Annotated in this window: 16 protein-coding genes; 8 read left to right on the top strand and 8 right to left on the bottom strand. The window is 63.9% G+C overall.

Annotated elements, in window-relative coordinates; genetic code table 11:
- Positions 1–16: 16 nt before the first annotated feature.
- The gene (eno, locus tag ACQR10_RS17950; RefSeq protein ID WP_434912032.1) at positions 17–1300 is read right to left on the bottom strand and encodes a phosphopyruvate hydratase; all 1284 of its coding nucleotides are present in this window, start codon (positions 1298–1300) and stop codon (positions 17–19) included.
- A gap of 163 nt (positions 1301–1463) precedes the next feature.
- Between eno and queF the strand changes: the two genes are divergently transcribed.
- Positions 1464–1940 (top strand): preQ(1) synthase, encoded by a 477-nt coding sequence (queF, locus tag ACQR10_RS17945; protein WP_434912031.1) that lies wholly within the window; start codon positions 1464–1466, stop codon positions 1938–1940.
- Between the two features lie 1864 nt (positions 1941–3804).
- The gene (locus ACQR10_RS17940) at positions 3805–4647 is read left to right on the top strand and encodes a hypothetical protein (RefSeq protein WP_434912030.1); all 843 of its coding nucleotides are present in this window, start codon (positions 3805–3807) and stop codon (positions 4645–4647) included.
- 673 nt (positions 4648–5320) lie between these two features.
- Here the strand turns inward: ACQR10_RS17940 and ACQR10_RS17935 are convergent.
- The 6 genes from ACQR10_RS17935 to secG form a co-directional block, all read right to left on the bottom strand.
- Positions 5321–5581 carry a hypothetical protein gene (locus ACQR10_RS17935; protein WP_434912029.1) on the bottom strand — a complete coding sequence of 87 codons (261 nt, stop codon included), beginning with the start codon at positions 5579–5581 and terminating at the stop codon, positions 5321–5323.
- A 734-nt stretch (positions 5582–6315) separates the two neighbouring features.
- Positions 6316–7521 carry an MFS transporter gene (locus ACQR10_RS17930; protein WP_434912028.1) on the bottom strand — a complete coding sequence of 402 codons (1206 nt, stop codon included), beginning with the start codon at positions 7519–7521 and terminating at the stop codon, positions 6316–6318.
- Positions 7521–8384 carry a 3-deoxy-8-phosphooctulonate synthase gene (gene kdsA, locus ACQR10_RS17925; RefSeq protein ID WP_434848280.1) on the bottom strand — a complete coding sequence of 288 codons (864 nt, stop codon included), beginning with the start codon at positions 8382–8384 and terminating at the stop codon, positions 7521–7523. Before kdsA ends, ACQR10_RS17930 begins: the two co-directional genes overlap by 1 nt.
- A gap of 117 nt (positions 8385–8501) precedes the next feature.
- Entirely contained in the window at positions 8502–8828 is a 327-nt protein-coding gene (locus ACQR10_RS17920) for an NIPSNAP family protein (protein WP_316183674.1), read from the bottom strand.
- Positions 8829–9214: 386 nt separating this feature from the next.
- Complete coding sequence (locus ACQR10_RS17915; RefSeq protein WP_315750932.1) at positions 9215–10846, bottom strand: CTP synthase; 1632 nt, start codon at positions 10844–10846, stop codon at positions 9215–9217.
- 167 nt (positions 10847–11013) lie between these two features.
- Positions 11014–11397, bottom strand: a complete 384-nt coding sequence (gene secG / locus ACQR10_RS17910; protein WP_315799765.1) for a preprotein translocase subunit SecG — start codon at positions 11395–11397, stop codon at positions 11014–11016.
- A 210-nt stretch (positions 11398–11607) separates the two neighbouring features.
- Between secG and ACQR10_RS17905 the strand changes: the two genes are divergently transcribed.
- Complete coding sequence (locus tag ACQR10_RS17905) at positions 11608–12174, top strand: helix-turn-helix domain-containing protein (RefSeq protein ID WP_316183671.1); 567 nt, start codon at positions 11608–11610, stop codon at positions 12172–12174.
- A 2-nt stretch (positions 12175–12176) separates the two neighbouring features.
- Entirely contained in the window at positions 12177–12701 is a 525-nt protein-coding gene (locus ACQR10_RS17900; protein ID WP_434840509.1) for a GNAT family N-acetyltransferase, read from the top strand.
- A gap of 37 nt (positions 12702–12738) precedes the next feature.
- On the opposite strand, the gene tpiA is transcribed toward ACQR10_RS17900, so the two are convergent.
- On the bottom strand, positions 12739–13494 hold the full coding sequence (gene tpiA / locus ACQR10_RS17895; RefSeq protein ID WP_316236379.1) for a triose-phosphate isomerase: 756 nt from the start codon (positions 13492–13494) through the stop codon (positions 12739–12741).
- Positions 13495–13716: 222 nt separating this feature from the next.
- Here tpiA and ACQR10_RS17890 point away from each other — a divergent pair, with 222 nt between their 5' ends.
- The 4 genes from ACQR10_RS17890 to moaC are packed head-to-tail and all read left to right on the top strand — an operon-like array spanning position 13717 to position 17992.
- The gene (locus ACQR10_RS17890; RefSeq protein ID WP_316217892.1) at positions 13717–15624 is read left to right on the top strand and encodes a peptidylprolyl isomerase; all 1908 of its coding nucleotides are present in this window, start codon (positions 13717–13719) and stop codon (positions 15622–15624) included.
- 22 nt (positions 15625–15646) lie between these two features.
- Positions 15647–16660: an anthranilate phosphoribosyltransferase gene (gene trpD, locus ACQR10_RS17885; protein ID WP_315799760.1), complete on the top strand. Its 1014-nt coding sequence runs from the start codon at positions 15647–15649 to the stop codon at positions 16658–16660.
- Between the two features lie 16 nt (positions 16661–16676).
- Positions 16677–17495 carry an indole-3-glycerol phosphate synthase TrpC gene (gene trpC / locus ACQR10_RS17880; protein ID WP_316217891.1) on the top strand — a complete coding sequence of 273 codons (819 nt, stop codon included), beginning with the start codon at positions 16677–16679 and terminating at the stop codon, positions 17493–17495.
- Between the two features lie 2 nt (positions 17496–17497).
- Positions 17498–17992, top strand: a complete 495-nt coding sequence (gene moaC, locus ACQR10_RS17875) for a cyclic pyranopterin monophosphate synthase MoaC (RefSeq protein WP_316217890.1) — start codon at positions 17498–17500, stop codon at positions 17990–17992.
- Positions 17993–18013 lie beyond the last annotated feature (21 nt).

Below are 18013 nucleotides of genomic sequence, written 5' to 3'. Positions count from 1 at the left end.
CGTGTTGCGTTCCGGATCAGGCCAGCGCCTTCAGCGCCGCCCTGCCCGCATATTTGGCCTGCGCGTCGAGCTCCTGCTCGATGCGCAGCAGCTGGTTGTACTTGGCGGTGCGGTCGGCGCGCGCCAGCGAGCCGGTCTTGATCTGCCCGCAATTGGTAGCGACGGCGAGATCGGCAATCGTCGAATCCTCGGTCTCGCCGGAGCGGTGCGACATCACGGCGGTGTAGCCGGCCTTGTAGGCCATCTCGACCGCAGCCAGCGTCTCCGTCAGCGTGCCGATCTGGTTGACCTTGATCAGAATCGAATTGGCGCGGCCGTTGCGGATGCCGTCCTCGAGCCGGTTCACATTGGTGACGAACAGGTCGTCGCCGACGAGCTGGCACTTGTGGCCGATCAGGTCGGTCAGCTCCTTCCAGCCGTCCATGTCGTCCTCGGACATGCCGTCCTCGATCGAGGCGATCGGATAGCGCGCGACGAGGTCGGCGAGATATTTGGCCTGCTCCGAGCGCGAGCGCGACTTGTTCTCGCCCTCGTAGACGTACTTGCCGTCCTTGAAGAACTCGGTCGCGGCGCAGTCGAGCGCCAGCATGACGTCCTCGCCCGCGGTGTAGCCGGCCTTGCCGATCGCGGCCATGACGAAGTCGAGCGCGGCATCCGCCGACGGCAGGTTCGGCGCGAAGCCACCCTCGTCGCCGACATTGGTGTTGTGACCGGCCTTCTTCAGCTCGGCCTTCAGCGTATGGAAGATCTCCGAGCCGCAGCGCAGCGCCTCCGCAAAGGTCGGCGCGCCCACCGGCATGATCATGAATTCCTGGAAGTCGATCGGGTTGTCGGCGTGGACGCCGCCATTGACGATGTTCATCATCGGCACCGGCAAAGTGCGGGCCGAGGTGCCGCCGACATAGCGATACAGCGGCATGTCGTAGGAGATCGCCGCCGCCTTGGCGCAGGCGAGCGACACGCCGAGAATTGCGTTGGCGCCGATCCGGCTCTTGTTCTCGGTGCCGTCGAGCTCGATCAGGATCTGGTCGATCTGGACCTGGTCCTGCACCGACATGTCGGCCAGGGCCTCATAGACCTCGTCGTTGATGGCCTCGACGGCCTTGAGCACGCCCTTGCCGAGATAGCGGTGCTTGTCGCCGTCGCGCAGCTCGACCGCCTCATGGGCGCCGGTGGAGGCGCCGGACGGCACGGCGGCGCGGCCGACCGAGCCGTCCTCTAGCACGACGTCGACCTCGACCGTGGGATTGCCGCGGCTGTCCAGGATTTCGCGGCCGATGATGTCGACGATGGCGGTCATGAGGGTCCTCGTGCGGGCTTTTCTGGTTGACGACTTTTGCTGCGCCGCTTCTATCGCAAGCCCGGGGGGCCGAAAAGGCCACCCCGCCCGGAAATCACGAAGCGGGTGACGTCAGGCCTTCGATTGGCTAAACGGGCGCCAATTGCGACAGGTGACACGACATATGGCGAAGAGATCCACCCCGAGCACGACATCGGCCGGCCTTCAGCTGGGCCACCAGGTGGCGCCCCCCGACAGCCCGGAGACGGCGAGGCTCGACCGCGTTCCCAATCCGCAGAAGGACACCGACTACCTAGCCCGCTTCACGGTCCCGGAGTTCACCTCGCTGTGCCCGGTGACGGGACAGCCGGACTTCGCCCATCTCGTGATCGATTACGCCCCCGGCCCCTGGCTGGTGGAATCCAAGTCACTCAAGCTCTACCTCGCGAGCTTCCGCAACCACGGCGCCTTCCACGAGGACTGCACCGTCGCCATCGGCAAGCGCCTGGCCTCAGAGATCAAGCCCAAATGGCTGCGCATCGGCGGCTACTGGTACCCCCGCGGCGGCATCCCGATCGACGTGTTCTGGCAGACCGGGAAGCTGCCGAAGGGCTTGTGGGTGCCGGACCAGGGCGTGGCGCCGTATCGCGGGCGGGGGTGAGGCGCCGCGACTACGCCGGTCGACGGGCTCTTCTCGAACTGAAGTCACGGACGAGCCCCCGTTCGACGTATAGTAGCCGAAAGGACTGTATCGGTCGGCCCGCGCCGGAATTGCAAATTGTCGTCCATGAAGTCGATCACAACGCATAGTACTTCTGCGGATGCGCGTCGTTCGATGCCTCCGGCCCCTGCACCTGCCAACATCGTATCCAGTCATGCAGAAGTTTGCTCGCAATGCCGAGGGCGCGAGCAACCGCAGAATACCCTCGCCCCGCTCGATTGACTTTAGATCGTGAGTCGCCGGAAGCTGATGGATCTTTCCTCGTAATGCCACAGGTCATCCTCGAAGTGCCTGTCATAGAAATTATCGCGTCTCCCTGAGGGGGCAGTCCAGTACATCCCTTTTTGGAATCTGCCGATTCAATCAGATGCACGGTCAAGGTAATCTATTTGTTCAGAAGCATAAGCGGACTTTTGGAAAGCTCCACGCCTAACATTTCCTACGGTTCATCCAGCCCTGATCCTGCAAAATCTCCGGTTGTGTTTTACCTGACCGCGTATAACATAGGCCCGAGGATCCTTGGGGGTAGCGCATGTATCAACGGTCGTCGGCCGCGCTCATTCTTATATTCTCCCTCTATATATTTTCTTCGCCGGCAGAAGCTGTTGTTCCCCCTGATCCACTTGTCGCCCAGAAGGTAATTGCATGCTACCGAGCGTCCGGTAGCAAGTCGCCGACCATAGAGGAGTTGCACAATTGCTCCGGCGTGTGGGTCACGCCTCGCGGCCTTCTATTGTGTGCAATGCAAGTGACTTACTGCCCTGTCTTTTCGGACACGCTCACTGATCGAGCAACTTTTTTTGCCGAACTTCAGGCCCAAAAACTTAGCCTTACTAGCGTTGTGCAGCTACCAACCGGACCAAACGATTTGCCGCCTCTACCGAGCAGGGAGCAACTCGACTCGTGCCGACTACGGGTCGGCACCTCAGAAGCCTTCAAGAACTGTGTGCTACCCAAAATGGTGCCAGCAAAATTCCAAAAGATGTTAGATTGCCTCGAAACCGGAAAGAGCAAGGGCTCGCTAGACAAAGAGGCTAGCCAATCTAGCTGCCTTTTGAAGGAAGTTAATAATCCGAGCTTCACGAGCTTGCTAGAGTGCGTTGGTAAGGCTCCCAAGCCCGACAAGTTGATGGAATGTGGCGCAGCCCCTCAGCTTCAGCAAGCTGCGGAAGCGGCGAGAAATTGTGTCAAAACACAACCGAACAAGGATCTTGCGCGCGATTGCCTCGTGAGCAAGCTAGATCCCGCTCACGCTAAGCTCACTCAATGCTTGGCGAAGGCCCGCGATGGCGCTACTGCCGCTGCCTGTCTAGACGAAGTCACCGAGGGATATCGGAAGGCGCGGGTTACCGTAGATTGCCTCCGATCGGCCGGGAGTTCGTTGCTATCCTGCAGTGGTCAGGTGCTAAGTGGACCCAGCCAGGCTTTGGCTGCCTGCCTTCTAGCCGCCAAGACTCCGGCAAGCCGATTGGCCTGCGGAGCGTCTATAAATCCCGAGCTTCCCCGTGCGCAAAGGCTCTCACAATGTCTTATCGATTCTCCTTCGGGGTCGGATCTTGCTAATTGCGTGGCGCCCTATCTAGGAGATAGAACCCAGACCCTCGTGTCGTGTATGGGCGCGCCAAATCCGAACTTCAGCAACTGCCTCGCATCACTCAGCCCTCAATTGAAGACCGCGGGCGAGACTGTGAAATGTCTGGCGACTGCTAATACATCGGACAAGACATTTGGATGCGTAGCACCGCTCGTGGGGGGCGAAGTAGGAAAAATTGCAGAGTGCGCTTCGAAGCCGGATCGCACTGAGATGGCGGTTTGTATTTTTGGTAATAGCCCTGAGGTGCGAGCGGCTCAGGCCGCTTACACTTGCGTTTCAAAAGCGAATGACGCGATATCGGTGATTGGCTATTGCGCTCAGGTTATACCGATCGACGACAAAACGCGTGAAGCATTGAACTGCATTGGCCACGCCGGAGACGACGAGTCAAAGCTCCTCGGTTGCGCCGCCGCCGCTATCCTGCCCCCGGACGCAAGCAGAATTATTGCCTGCGGCGCCAGCAGTACTGGAACAGTATCCTTCGCTCTCTGCGCCGCAAGCCCTGGAATGAACGAGGAATGGCGAATTGCAGCCGAATGCGCCGTACAAAGCGGAGGAAATCCGGTCGGGTTTGCCGGTTGTACTGCTGGCCGCCTTACTCTCAAAGAGCTAGAGAACTGCTTCAACGGAAAAGGCTGCTTTGGTCCCAACAATACAATCGTAGTTGGCCTCAGGAATGCTTTTCATGACGTACTGGAAGGACCCGGTCCAAACAACGAATTGGTAAAGGCGGTAAATGCAATTGGAGATCTGACCGGAGGACCTAACTCAGTAATAAATAGGCCCGGGCAAATATGGGGCGGTCCAAACTCGATGATTAACAATCCTGGTCAAATATGGGGTGGGCCAAACTCCGTCTTCAACAATCCCAAACAGATCTGGGGAGGACCAAATTCGGTTTTCAATAATCCGAAGCAACTATTGGGCGGACCTAATTCGCTCGTTAACAAGCCGGGTCAGATCTTCGGCGGCGATCATTCGGTCGTCAACGAGTTTATTCAAAAGCCACTCGGTGGCGACTGCTCGGTCTTTCACCGGCCCTTCGGCTGCTAGCACAACGTGGAGATATCCGTTAGCAGTTTCCCCTCTTTGGTCTCCGGTATCTCGCATGTCCATTTGGTTCACTCTTCATAGTTCACCAGGCTGAAACGGAAGTGACTTCGCGCTAGGAACGAAGCTAATTCAGAAACTATTGATACCTTTGTACCACACGCACAGTAAAAAATTGCAACTGAAAAAGGGAGAACGAAATGAAATGGACGACGATGTTTGCTATCGCGATTGCAACTCTGGTTTGTGCAACTACCGCGCGGGCGGACTGCAGCGCGTCGAACGACAATAGAGATAGTACGTGTTCATGTAGCTCTAACAGCTGCGGTGGAGGACAACAGTGCTATTGCGAGAAGGGAACTGGTTCCAGCAGACCCTCATGTGGCTGTCACTTAACGGATTCAAACTTCAGTCCGATGGCGGGCAGACCTCAGCCCACGCGGGCTGTTTCAATGCAGCTCAGAATACTATCAAACTGAGGCGATCGAGCCTATTTCGTTAGGTGTGACCCCAATTGTAGGCTTCCGGTCTCGCCATTGGTACAGGCGGGACCCAATTTTTTCCGTACCGTACAAGGCCGCTGCGGTAGAAGGTCAAGGAAGCATGGTACCGTACAGATGTGAAAGCAATTGGTTTGAAGGCCAGCAGCACGCGTTGCCGTTGTCGTGTGGATCAGTCAGTGTCCGCGTCTCATGCACAAAAATCCGGCCCGGCTGTACCTCTTTGCGCGCACAATCAGCTTGATAGACTTTTTTAGTTCTCTGGAATGCGTTTTTGAACCGGAGCGCAATGCCGCGACCTTGATGCCGCCGATCCATGGCCCCTGAGTCGCCCGACGGGCGCGCTCCCGCTCGACTTTATCATTCCATGCGACCATCAAACCGATGCGCCGCAAAACCGATTTTCGCCGCGCTTTCAAGCAGATCACGTCTGTCACGCCGTTCGCAAAAATATTCCACTTTCTATTTTTCAGAATTTGTGATTGACTGTCGCCGTCCCGTCTCGATCAGAGGGGCGCTTCGCGGTCGTCACGGACGTTGAGGCGGGATGCGGTGGGCGTGTCGGGTCGCAGCGTGATCATTTGCGCGGACGAACGAGCCTGATGCGCCGGCGAAGTCGTATGGTCCTGGCCTCCCGACGCTGAGGCTACGCTGGCGGTGATGATCCGCCGGTCACGGGGGCAAGACAGCCCGGTCCCCGGGGAGAGTACGTATAAGCCGCCCAACCATCGCGCGGGGAATGCCGGGATGTCTCGGCTGAACCTGTGGTTCTCGCCGCCTGCATTTTTTTCCGCAGGCGGGCCATGGGGCGGCCAGCTCCCGGCATTCCCCGTGCCCTCTTTTTAGGAATAGGGCATATCCAAAGGCAAAGCTCGGACGCAGATGCGCCGCGAGAGGGTGAGCTCATGTCTCACAGCCGTCATTGCGAGCGAAGCGACGTGTCCGCCATAGCCCGAAGGGCGACGGCGGAAGCAATACAGGGGCTCGGGTGGGACTCTGGATTGCTTCGCTCGCAATGACGCCTGAGCAAACTTCGAATGCACCTGCGCCGCGAGGCGGGATCGCATCGGCCACCAACGAGAGTGCCCCCGGGACATGTCTCAGCCGCGCGGGCCCAGCACCGCGTACGACGACCAACTTCGCCGCTCAGATCCGGGCTCGATCGGACATGCTACGCCGCATCCGCCGGCGGGCGTTGCCGCAGCAGCGCGGCGCAGGCGAAGCCGAGCGCGACCATCAGGACGGCGGCGGCGAGCAGTGTCGGCTGCTTGCCGCCATGGACGACGCCGAAGCCGTAGGCGATCGGGCCGACGGTCTGGCCCAGGAAGAAGAAGAACGAGTGCAGCGACATCGCGGTCGCGCGGGCGCCGATCGACAACTCGCTAGCGAACACCTGCAGGCAGCCATGGATCATGTAGAAGCCCCAGCCCATCATCAGCATGCAGGCGAATTGCAGCTTCCAGCCGGGACCGAAGGCGAGCGCGGCGAGTTGCAGGGCCACCAGGGCAGCACCCACGATCATCATGCCCTTGACGCCGAGCCGCGGCAGGAAGCTCGACACCGTGGCCGTGTAGAACAGCCCGCCGACCGCAAATCCCGCGATGACGATGCCGGCGATCGACAGCGAGGTCTCGCCGAGGTCGAACAGGAACGCGGCAATGAACGGAAACAGGCCGAACACGCAGCAGCCTTCGACGAACACCGCCGGAAAGCAGAAGCGCGCATTCGGATTGGTGAAGATGGTGCGGTAGCCCTTCTTCAGCGCGGCGAGATCGGTGGTGGCGACGTGGGTGACCTTGGCGCCGCGAAAGCCGGCCGCCACCGCGAGCGAGGCGATCAGTCCGAGCGCGCCGAGGATCGCGAGCACGCCGCGCCAGCCGATGAAGTCGCCGATGATGCCCGACGCGGTGGCGCCGAGCAGGTTGCCGGCCATCGAGCCCGCGAGCGTCCGGCCGATCGCGACCTGGCGCTTGTCGGGCGCAACCAGATCGCTGGTCAATCCGAGCGCGACCGGAAACACCCCGCCCGAGGCGATGCCAGCCAGGATGCGCGTGGCGAACAGCAGCGGAAACGAGGTGGCGAGCGCGCCGAGCACGCTGGCGACGCCGAGCAGCGCGAGACACAAGGTCATCAGCCGCGCCTTGCCGAACAGGTCGGCCGCGGCGCCGATCGCCGGCTGGATCAGCGCGTAGATCAGCGCATAGCCGGCGGCGATGCCGGCCGCCGTCGCAATGCTGATCGAAAAATCCTCGGCGACATGCGGCAGCACCGGATCGAGCGCCCGCGTCGACAGCGCCGCCGAGAAGCCCGCCAGCGCGATGATGTTCACGGCTGGCGGAAACTTGTTGTCTGCGGGCTTGGCGACGGGCTGGTGCATCAGCTGATGGCGTCTGCCGTCTGCGCCTTGGCGAGCCGGTCGAAGTCCATCAGCGTCTTCAACAAGGCCTCGAACTGTGCGAGCGGCACCATGTTCGGTCCATCGGAGGGCGCATGATCCGGATCGGGATGGGTCTCGATGAACACGCCGGCGACGCCGACCGCGACCGCCGCGCGTGCCAGCACCGGCACGAATTCGCGCTGGCCGCCCGAGGAGGTGCCCTGCCCGCCCGGCTGCTGCACCGAGTGCGTGGCATCGAAGATGACCGGCGCGCCGGTGGTCTTCGCCATGATCGGGAGCGCGCGCATGTCCGAGACCAGCGTGTTGTAGCCGAACGAGACGCCGCGCTCGGTCGCCAGCACGTTCGGATTGCCGGCGCCGGTGATCTTGGCAACGACGTTGGCCATGTCCCACGGCGCGAGGAATTGGCCTTTCTTGACGTTGATCACCTTGCCGGTCGCGGCGGCCGCGAGCAGCAGATCGGTCTGCCGGCACAGGAAGGCGGGGATCTGCAGGATGTCGACAGCCTGCGCCACCTCGGCGCACTGGCTCGCGTCGTGGACATCGGTCAGCACGGGAAGGCCGAGCGAGGCGCGGATCTCGGCGAAGATCGGCAGCGATTGCGCCAGGCCAAGCCCGCGCGCGGCGGAGCCAGAGGTGCGGTTGGCCTTGTCGAACGAGGTCTTGTAGACGAGGCCGATGTTCAGCCGCGTCGCGATCTCCTTCAGCGCCGAGGCGACCTCGAGCGCGTGGGCGCGGCTCTCGAGCTGGCACGGTCCCGCGATGACCGCGAGCGGCAGCTGATTGCCAAACTTGACGGAGCCGAGGCTGACGACCGGCGCGGCGGAGATCGGAGCGTTCACAACTTCATCCTCTTCGTGCGCGCGACCATGACCCGGCGCAGGCCGCCGGATCAACCCGGTGCGGCCCCGCGAATAGCAGGGTTGCGGGGATCGGTCATCCCCGCCCCTCTCCGGCCTCTACTTCAGCGCCGAGAACGCGGTCGGCACCAGGAACTGGCTGGTGATGTTGGCGACGATCTGGCCGTCCTCCTCGCTCTTGGCGCGCGCCGCGATCCAGTCCGGATTGGTCATGAACGCGGTCCATTTGGTCTCGCGCTCGGCGAGCGACTCCCAGGCGAGGAAATAGGTCAGGTCCTGGTTGGACTCGCCGATCAGGGTGGTGAAGAAGCCGACCGGGCGGATGCCGTGCTTTTCCCACAGCTTCAGCGTCGTGTTTTCGAAACGCTTGAGCAGCGCCGGCAGGCGGCCGGGAATGCAGCGATAGATGCGGCTCTCATAGATCATGTGATCCTCCCTGATCTGTTCTTGCTTCGCGTGAACAGGGAGCGTTGTCGCAACAATCACTGCTGCCGTCAAAGGCGGAGTGACCGCTGTGGCCGCAGGGTTGGAGATGGCTCAACGCGTCTCCTGCCGCTGCGCTTTGGCGACGGGCCGTTTGCTCGTGGAGAGAGATTTGCGCCACTTGGAACGTTGTTCGACCCTCACCCTGAGGAGACCGCCGCAGGCGGTCGTCTCGAAGGGCGAGGCCCGGACCTTGGCCTCATGGTTCGAGACGCGTCGCAAAGGCGACGCTCCTCACCATGAGGGTCCGGCTCCGAAATCGGCGCTGCACATTGGCCATGAGCAGCGTGCTCATGGAGAGGCGTGATCGCTCGCCCCTCGCGTCTGGCTCAGACCAGCCGGCTTTGCACCACCGCCGCCTGGATGAAGGACGCGAACAGCGGATGCGGCTCGAACGGGCGCGACTTCAGCTCGGGGTGGAACTGGACGCCGATGAACCACGGATGGTCCTCGTACTCCACGATCTCCGGCAGCACGCCGTCCGGCGACAGGCCGGAGAACTTCAGGCCATGCTGCTCGAGCCGGTCCTTGTAGGCGGTGTTGACCTCGTAGCGGTGGCGATGGCGCTCGGAGATCTCGGTCGCGCCGCCATAGACCTCGGACACGCGGCTGCCGCGCTTGAGCGCCGCGGGATAGGCGCCGAGCCGCATCGTGCCGCCGAGATCGCCGCTCTTGGAGCGCTTCTCCAGCTCGTTGCCGCGCAGCCACTCGGTCATCAGACCGACCAGCGGCTCCTTCGTCGGACCGAACTCGGTCGAGTTGGCCTCGGTGATCCCGACCAGATTGCGCGCGGCCTCGATGACCGCCATCTGCATGCCGAAGCAGATGCCGAAATACGGCACGTCGCGCTCCCGCGCGAACTGCGCCGCCCGGATCTTGCCCTCGGCGCCGCGCTGGCCGAAGCCGCCGGGCACCAGGATGCCGTTGACGTGCTCGAGGAACGGCGCCGGGTCCTCGTTCTCGAACACCTCGCTCTCGATCCAGTCGAGCTTGACGCGGACCTTGTTGGCGATGCCGCCATGCGACAGCGCCTCGATCAGCGACTTGTAGGCATCCTTCATGCCCGTGTACTTGCCGACGATCGCGATCGTCACGTCGCCTTCCGGGTTGCGGACGCGCTCGTTGATCGTGTGCCAGCTCGACAGCGCCGGCGGCACCCGCGGCTCGATGCCGAACGCGGCCAGCACCTCGTCGTCCAGACCGGCGGCGTGATACGCCTCGGGCACGGCATAGATGTTGTCGACGTCGCGCGCCTCGATGACGGCGCTTTCGCGCACGTTGCAGAACAGGCCGAGCTTGCGCCGTTCCTCTTTCGGGATCGGGCGGTCGGTGCGGCACAGCAGGATGTCCGGCTGGATGCCGATCGAGCGCAGCTCCTTGACCGAATGCTGCGTCGGCTTGGTCTTCAACTCCCCCGCGCTCGGGATGTACGGCAGCAAGGTGAGGTGGATGTAGATCGCGTGATGGCGCGGCAGCTCATTGCCGAGCTGACGGATCGCCTCGAAGAACGGCAGGCCCTCGATGTCGCCGACGGTGCCGCCGATCTCGACCAGCACGAAATCGTACTCGTCATTCCCGGACAGCACGAAATCCTTGATCGCGTTCGTCACGTGCGGGACGACCTGGATGGTCGCGCCGAGATAGTCGCCGCGGCGCTCCTTGGTCAGGATGTCCTGATAGATCCGCCCGGTGGTGATGTTGTCGGCCTTGGTCGCGGGCCGCCCGGTGAAGCGTTCGTAATGGCCGAGATCGAGATCGGTCTCGGCGCCGTCGTCGGTCACGAACACTTCGCCGTGCTGATACGGCGACATCGTGCCTGGATCGAGGTTGAGATAGGGGTCGAGCTTGCGAAGCCGGACCTTGTAGCCGCGGGCCTGCAGCAGCGCGCCTAACGCGGCTGAAGCCAGACCCTTTCCGAGCGAGGAAACCACGCCGCCGGTGATGAAGATGTACCGCGCCATGGGACCCTACCTTTAATGCCGCGCGCTCGATTCGCCAAAACGAATCGTGGTCGGCCCGCAACGTCGTCGCGGGCCTGTGGGTGACGTCAAAATATGAATGGCCTCAGGGACTTGAGACCGCCTCATGATGCAGGACGCCAACTGCGTTCCTGCATGGCTTGCCCGCTTTATTGCGACTGCGGGGCCTGCGGCGCGCTCGGTGCCGCGGGGGCCTGCTGCTCGTCGGCCTTCTTGAGCTGGTCGAGCACGCCACCGCTGGTCGGCGCCACCGGGGTCGCCCCGCCCGATTGGGTCTGCCCAGGCACGGTGCCGAGGATCGAGGCCGGCTTGCGATCGTATCCTGCCAGCCAGGTCAGGGCCAGGCTGGTGAGGAAGAAGCCGACCGCCAGGATCGCCGTGGTGCGCGTCAGCAGGTTCGCCGTGCCGCGGCTCGACATGAAGCCGGCGCCGCCGCCCATGCCGAGGCCGCCGCCTTCGGACTTCTGCAACAGCACCGCGCCGATCAGGACGGCGACGATCATGAGGTGAATGACGATCAAGACAGTCTGCATGGTGACCTTCCGTCACAAGCCCTCGCAGGCCCCGGCCGGAGGCCGGGATCGCGAGAGCTTCGCGGGCTATTCGGAAATTTGCGCGGTGTTACACGATCGTGTCGAGCAACGCCACCCCGCAGATAATCGCAAGCACGCTTCACACAAGCGCCAATGTAGCCCTCGGGGTCGCCCCTTGCCGTCCGCCTCGACATCCATTATCAGAGACGAATGGATCAAATAGTGGACGATTTCAGCCAACGGCTCGCGCGCCGCCTGCTGCTGGAACGCGACGCCCGCGGGTGGTCGCTGGCCGACCTCGCCGAACGCTCCGGCGTGTCGAAGGCAACCATCAGCAAGATCGAGCGTGCCGAGGTCAGCCCGACCGCGGTCATCCTGGTGAAGCTCGCAAGCGCGTTCGACCTCACGCTGGCCGGCCTGATGCTCCGCGCCGAAGCCCAGTCGGAGCGCCTGTCCAAGGCGGCCGAGCAGCCGGTCTGGCGCGATCCGGAGACGGGCTATGTCAGGCGCCAGGTCTTTCTCAGGCCGGATCATCCGATCGAGTTGGTGACGGTCGAGATGCCGGCGCACCGCAGCGTGACCTTGCCGGCCTCTTCATACATCCACATCCGCCAGCTTCTCTGGGTGCAAAGCGGACAATTGACCATCACGGAAGGCGCGGACCGCCACGTCCTCGGCCCCGGCGACTGCCTCGGCTTCGGCCCACCGATCGACACCACCTTTGCCAACGAATCGGACGCACCCTGCGTCTATGTCGTGGCGCTTGCCCGGAGTTGAGCATGTTACTGCGAATCGCAGCCTTGTCCGACACGCCGGCCATCCGCGCGGCGCTGAGCGCGATGCTGATCGAAACAGTGGCCCATGGCGGGTCCGTCAGCTTCATGCACCCGCTCAGCTCCGGCGATGCCGATGCTTTCTGGCAGGACTCGCTCGCGGCCGCGGAGCGCGGCGAACGAATCGTGCTGGGGGCCTTTGACGGGCAGGACCTGATCGGGACGGTGACGCTGCAGCTGAAGCTGCCGCCGAACCAGCCACATCGCGCCGAGATCGCCAAGATGATGACCCGCGTGAGCCATCGTAAGCGCGGCGTCGCACGTGCTCTGCTGGATGCGGCAGAAACCCTCGCGCGCGGGCACGGCCGCACGATGCTCGTGCTCGACACCGCCGAAGATGGCGGCGCCTCATCACTCTATGAAGGCGTCGGCTTCCAGCTGAGCGGCATCATTCCAGACTATGCCGTGAAGCCGCATGGCGGCCTCACCGGCACGATGATCTATTGGAAGCGGATTGGAGAAGCCGCATGAGGCGCAGGGTATCAGAGCGCCCGGCTCACCTCGGCTCTCAACAGCCCTTCGCAATTGCGAGAAAATCAGCCGCTTTCAGGCTAGCGCCGCCGACCAGCGCACCGTTGACATTCGCGACCGCCATCAGCTCGGCCGCATTGGAGGGCTTGACCGAGCCACCATAGAGGATACGCATGCGCGCCCCCTGCTCCTTGAAGCGGTCGATCAGCAATTGCCGAATAAAGGCATGAATCTGCTCGACATCCTTGGCGGTCGGCGTGAGGCCGGTGCCGATCGCCCAAACCGGCTCATAGGCCACGACCAGGTTGTCGGCCCGTGAGTCCTGCGGCAGGCTGAGGTTGAGCTGGCCGCGCAGGATGTCGAGCGTCTGTCCGGCATCGCGCTGCTGCTGGGTTTCGCCCACGCAAACGATCGCGACCAGCCCGGCGCGCCACACCGCCTCGGTCTTCTGGTGCACCACAACATCGCTTTCGCCATGATCGGCACGCCGCTCGGAATGGCCGACGATGATGGCGCTGGCGCCAGCATCGGCCAGCATCTCCGCCGAAATGTCCCCGGTATGGGCTCCTGAGGCCTTAGGGTGGCAGTCCTGCGCGCCGATCGCGATCGCGTGGGTGCCGCGCGCCCGCTCGGCGAAGCCTGCCACCAGGGTGGCGGGAGGACAGACCAGCAGGTCGGCCTTGCCGGTGACCTCGGCGGCTCCGGCCAGCATAGCGTCGAACTCGGTGGTCGAGGCCTTCAGGCCGTTCATTTTCCAGTTGCCGGCGATCAGCGGCCGGATGCGGTCGGTCATGGCGGGATCCCAGCAAATGTTGTGACGGACATCGGCTAGCAGAGCCCTTCGAGGAGCACCAGAGCGGGAGCCGTCTTCTCACCGCTTCAATCGGCCTCAGGGCCGAGGTTGCGACCGGGCGGCTGCCTCTTTATAAGCCGTTTCAACTCGGCGACGGCCTTTCGCGGAATCTGCTTTAAGGCGCGGCCTCTTCATCCTTTTTCCTGCAGACAGACTGGACCCATGCTTCGAGGATTACGCAAGGCCTCATCAAACTGGCTCGGCAAGACCATCATGGCGGTGGTCATGGGCGTTTTGATCGTCAGTTTCGGCATCTGGGGCATCGCCGACATCTTCCGCGGCTTCGGGCAGTCGACGGCTGCAACCGTGGGACGCACGGAGATCTCGATCAACGAGTTCCGGCAGATCTATACCGACCGGCTGCAGCAGATCGGCCGCCAGCTCGGCCGTCCGCTGACCACCGAGCAGGCCCACATGTTCGGGCTCGACCGCTCCGTGCTGCAGCAGACGATTGCGGAAGCCGCCCTCGACGAGCAGGCTCGCCGTCTCGGTCTCGCCCAGTCCGATGCGGAGACCATGCGGGTGATCCTCAGCGATCCCAACTTCAAGGGCCCGAACGGGGCATTCGACCCGCAGCGTTTCCAGGCCATCATCCGCAATTTCGGCTTCACCGAGCAGCGCTATCTGGCTGACCAGCGACGACAGTCGCTGCGGCGGCAGATCACCGGCACGATCGCGGCCGGGCTGGAGCCGTCCAACACGATGCTCGAGGCGCTGAGCCGCTTCCAGAACGAGCAGCGCTCGATCGATTACATCAAGCTCGACGCGGCGCAGGCCGGCACCATCGATGCGCCCTCGCCCGAGGTTCTCGCGTCCTATTTCGATGAGCACAAAGCCCAGTTCAAGGCGCCGGAATATCGCAAGATCTCGTTCGTCGTGGTGACACCCGAAGAGATCGGCAAGTCGACCGACGTTTCTGACGAGGACGCCAGGAAGCTGTTCGACCAGCGCAAGGCGCTGATGGGCACGCCGGAGAAGCGCCAGGTCCAGCAGATGACCTTCCCCACCATGGAGGAGGCACAGGCGGCGCGCGCCCGGATCGCCGCGGGTGAAGTCACGTTCGACGAGCTCGCGAAGGAGCGCAACCTCAACCCGGCCGATCTCGATCTCGGTCTGGTGACGAAATCGGCGATTCTCGACCCTGTCGTTGCCGATACCGCCTTCTCGCTGCCGACCGGCGAGGTCAGCCAGCCGGTCAAGGGCGCGTTCAACGTGGCGCTGGTCAAGGTCAGCGCGATTCAGCCGGGCCAGCAGCCCGAATATGAGAGCGTCGCTGCCGAGATCAAGAAAGAGATCGCAGCCGACCGCGCCAAGTCGCAAGTCGCCAATCTTCGCGACAAGATGGAAGATGAGCGCGGCGGCGGCGCCAGCGTGGCCGAGGCCGCCAAGAAGCTCGGTCTCAATGCCGTTACGCTCGAAGCGGTCGACAGGTCCGGCAAGCAACCCAACGGCCAGCCCGTTTCGAACATCCCGCTTGGCCTTGATGTCGTTGCGCAGGCCTTCACCAGCGACGTCGGTGTCGACAACGAGCCGATCTCGTTCCGCGGCGGCTATGTCTGGTTCGAGGTTCTCGGCATCACCCCGCCGCGCGATCGCGCCCTCGACGAGGTCAAGGATCAGGTCGCCGCGCGCTGGCGCGACGACGAGGTCGCAGCGAAGCTGCGCGCCAAAGCCACCGAGCTGGTCAAGAAGCTCAACGAGGGGGGCAAGCTCGCCGATGAGGCGACATCGCTGGGCGTGAAGATCGAGACGGCCAGCGCGTTCAAGCGCGACGCCTCGGTGCCCGGCGTCCCCACCGGAGCGATCACCGCCGCGTTCCGCACCGCCAAGGACGGCGTCGGCCAGACCGAGGCTGATGGCGGCCGGCAGTGGATCGTGTTCCGAGTCACCGACATCATCGATCCGAAGGTCGACCTTGCGTCCGAGGACACCAAGAAGCTGAAGGACCAGTTGCAGCGCGCGCTCGCCGACGAGCAAGGCACGGCCTACGTCATGAAGCTCGAGAAGGACATCGGGACGACGATCAACGAGGCCGCCGTGGCCCAGGTGGTCGGCGGCAACAATCAGTGACGGTTTGCTAGGGGCACGCGTGATGGACGATCTCAAGTCGATCATTGGCAAGGTCGCGACCGGCGCGCCGCTGTCCCGCGAGGAGGCGGCGTCCGCCTTCGACAGCATGATGTCGGGCGAGGCGACGCCGTCGCAGATGGGCGCGCTGCTGATGGCGCTGCGCGTGCGCGGCGAGACGGTCGAGGAGATCACCGGCGCCGTCAGCGTGATGCGGGCGAAGATGCTGCGCGTCGATGCGCCGGCGAGCGCGGTCGACATCGTCGGCACCGGCGGCGACGGCTCCGGCTCGGTCAACGTGTCGACCTGTGCCTCCTTCATCGTGGCCGGCGCCGGCGTGCCGGTCGCCAAGCACGGCAACCGCGCACTGTCGTCGCGGTCCGGCGCCGCCGACGTGCTCGCCGCGCTCGGCGTCAAGATCGACCTGAAGCCGGACCAGGTCGGACGATGCGTGCACGAGGCCGGCATCGGCTTCATGTTCGCGCCCGCGCATCATCCGGCGATGAAGAACGTCGGACCGACCCGGGTCGAGCTCGCCACCCGCACGATCTTCAATCTGCTCGGTCCCCTGTCCAATCCGGCCGGCGTCAGGCGCCAGATGGTCGGCGTGTTCTCGCGGCAATGGGTCGAGCCATTGGCCCACGTGTTGAAGAATCTCGGCTCGGAGGCCGCCTGGGTCGTGCACGGCTCCGACGGGCTCGACGAGATCACCTTGACTGGCCCGACCTTCGTCGCCGCGCTGGAGAACGGCCATATCCGCACCTTCGAGGTCTCGCCCGAGGAGGCCGGGCTTGGCCTGTGCGGCAGCGACGGTCTGAAGGGCGGCGACGCTGCGGCCAATGCGGTGGCGCTGCAGAGCGTGCTGGACGGCCTGCCGAGCCCCTATCGCGACGTCGCTCTGCTGAACGCTGCGGCGGCGCTGGTCGTCTCCGGCCGTGCCAAGACGCTGAAGGACGGGGTCGCAATCGGCCGCGATTCGCTCGACAGCGGCGCCGCGGCGGCGCGGCTGAAGCAGCTGATCGAGGTCTCCAACAGCTGACCCACCGGAGCGTGCCATGTCGGACATCCTGACCAAGATCGAAGCGTATAAGCGCGAGGAGATCGCGGCAGCCAAGCGGGCATGCGCGCTGCCCGAACTCGAGGTCCGCGCGCGCGTCGCTTCGCCGCCGCGTGGCTTCGTGGCGGCGATCCGAGCCAAGCACGTAAACGGCGACTACGCGCTGATCGCCGAGGTGAAGAAGGCCTCGCCGTCCAAGGGACTGATCCGCGCCGATTTCGATCCGCCGGTGCTCGCAAAGGCCTACGAGGCCGGCGGCGCGGCCTGCCTGTCGGTGCTGACCGACACGCCATCGTTCCAGGGCCATCTCGACTTCATGGTCGCCGCGCGGGCCGCGACCGCCCTGCCCGTGCTGCGCAAGGACTTCATGTTCGACACCTACCAGGTGATCGAAGCGCGTGCTCACGGCGCCGACTGCATCCTCATCATCATGGCCGCGCTGGACGATGCCGCCGCTGCGGACATCGAGGCTGCCGCGCTCGCCCACGGCATGGATGTGCTGATCGAAATCCATGATCGCGCCGAGCTCGATCGCGCGCTGAAGCTGCGCTCGCCGATGATCGGCATCAACAACCGCAACCTGCGCACCTTCGAGACCACGCTGGCGACCTCCGAGGCGCTGGCGCCGCTGGTGCCGAAGGAGCGCCTGCTGGTCGGCGAGAGCGGCATCTTCACGCCCGCAGACCTCGCGCGCTTGGCGCGCGTCGGCATCCAGACCTTCCTGGTCGGCGAGAGCCTGATGCGGCAGGCGGACGTCACGGCGGCGACGCGCGGGCTGCTCGCGCGCAATGCCGCCTCCGCCAGCGCGGCTGAGTGACCATGTCCGACAAGTCGCCCGACGCTCCCGCCCTCACCCACATCGACGCCCGCGGCGAAGCCCGCATGGTCGACGTGTCGGACAAGGCCGCGACCGAGCGAACCGCGACCGCCGAGGGCCGCGTCGTCATGAGCCCGGCGACGCTCGAGCTCATTTTGTCAGGCAACGCCAAGAAGGGCGACGTGCTCGGCACTGCCCGCATCGCGGGCATCATGGCCGCCAAGCGGACCTCCGAGCTGATTCCCCTGTGCCACCCGCTGGCGCTGTCCAAGGTCACCGTCGACATCACGCCCGATGCCGCGCTACCCGGCTGCGTCGTCAGCGCCACCGTCAAGGTGACCGGGCCGACCGGCGTGGAGATGGAAGCCCTGACGGCCGTGTCCGTCGCCTGCCTGACCATTTACGACATGATCAAGGCGGCCGAGCGCGGCATACGCATCGAAGGTATCCACTTGACCGAGAAGATCGGCGGCAAGTCCGGGCACTATCGCGCCTGAAGAGATTACCAAGTCAAATAC

Source organism: Bradyrhizobium sp. HKCCYLRH2060, from assembly GCF_051168135.1.
Taxonomy (GTDB): Bacteria; Pseudomonadota; Alphaproteobacteria; order Rhizobiales; family Xanthobacteraceae; genus Bradyrhizobium.
The sequence above is the reverse complement of the archived record's forward strand: the minus strand, read 5'-3'. Positions and strand labels throughout refer to the sequence as shown.

What these genes read in the sequence shown, in the direction of transcription:
- ACQR10_RS17905 (WP_316183671.1), top strand. Translation starts at nt 11,608, where the DNA reads ATGGATCAAATAGTGGACGATTTCAGCCAACGGCTCGCGCGCCGCCTG.
- secG (WP_315799765.1), bottom strand. Translation starts at nt 11,397, where the DNA reads ATGCAGACTGTCTTGATCGTCATTCACCTCATGATCGTCGCCGTCCTG.
- ACQR10_RS17915 (WP_315750932.1), bottom strand. Translation starts at nt 10,846, where the DNA reads ATGGCGCGGTACATCTTCATCACCGGCGGCGTGGTTTCCTCGCTCGGA.
- ACQR10_RS17920 (WP_316183674.1), bottom strand. Translation starts at nt 8,828, where the DNA reads ATGATCTATGAGAGCCGCATCTATCGCTGCATTCCCGGCCGCCTGCCG.
- moaC (WP_316217890.1), top strand. Translation starts at nt 17,498, where the DNA reads ATGTCCGACAAGTCGCCCGACGCTCCCGCCCTCACCCACATCGACGCC.
- trpD (WP_315799760.1), top strand. Translation starts at nt 15,647, where the DNA reads ATGGACGATCTCAAGTCGATCATTGGCAAGGTCGCGACCGGCGCGCCG.
- ACQR10_RS17890 (WP_316217892.1), top strand. Translation starts at nt 13,717, where the DNA reads ATGCTTCGAGGATTACGCAAGGCCTCATCAAACTGGCTCGGCAAGACC.
- queF (WP_434912031.1), top strand. Translation starts at nt 1,464, where the DNA reads ATGGCGAAGAGATCCACCCCGAGCACGACATCGGCCGGCCTTCAGCTG.
- ACQR10_RS17940 (WP_434912030.1), top strand. Translation starts at nt 3,805, where the DNA reads ATGGCGGTTTGTATTTTTGGTAATAGCCCTGAGGTGCGAGCGGCTCAG.
- trpC (WP_316217891.1), top strand. Translation starts at nt 16,677, where the DNA reads ATGTCGGACATCCTGACCAAGATCGAAGCGTATAAGCGCGAGGAGATC.
- tpiA (WP_316236379.1), bottom strand. Translation starts at nt 13,494, where the DNA reads ATGACCGACCGCATCCGGCCGCTGATCGCCGGCAACTGGAAAATGAAC.
- ACQR10_RS17900 (WP_434840509.1), top strand. Translation starts at nt 12,177, where the DNA reads ATGTTACTGCGAATCGCAGCCTTGTCCGACACGCCGGCCATCCGCGCG.
- ACQR10_RS17930 (WP_434912028.1), bottom strand. Translation starts at nt 7,521, where the DNA reads ATGCACCAGCCCGTCGCCAAGCCCGCAGACAACAAGTTTCCGCCAGCC.
- eno (WP_434912032.1), bottom strand. Translation starts at nt 1,300, where the DNA reads ATGACCGCCATCGTCGACATCATCGGCCGCGAAATCCTGGACAGCCGC.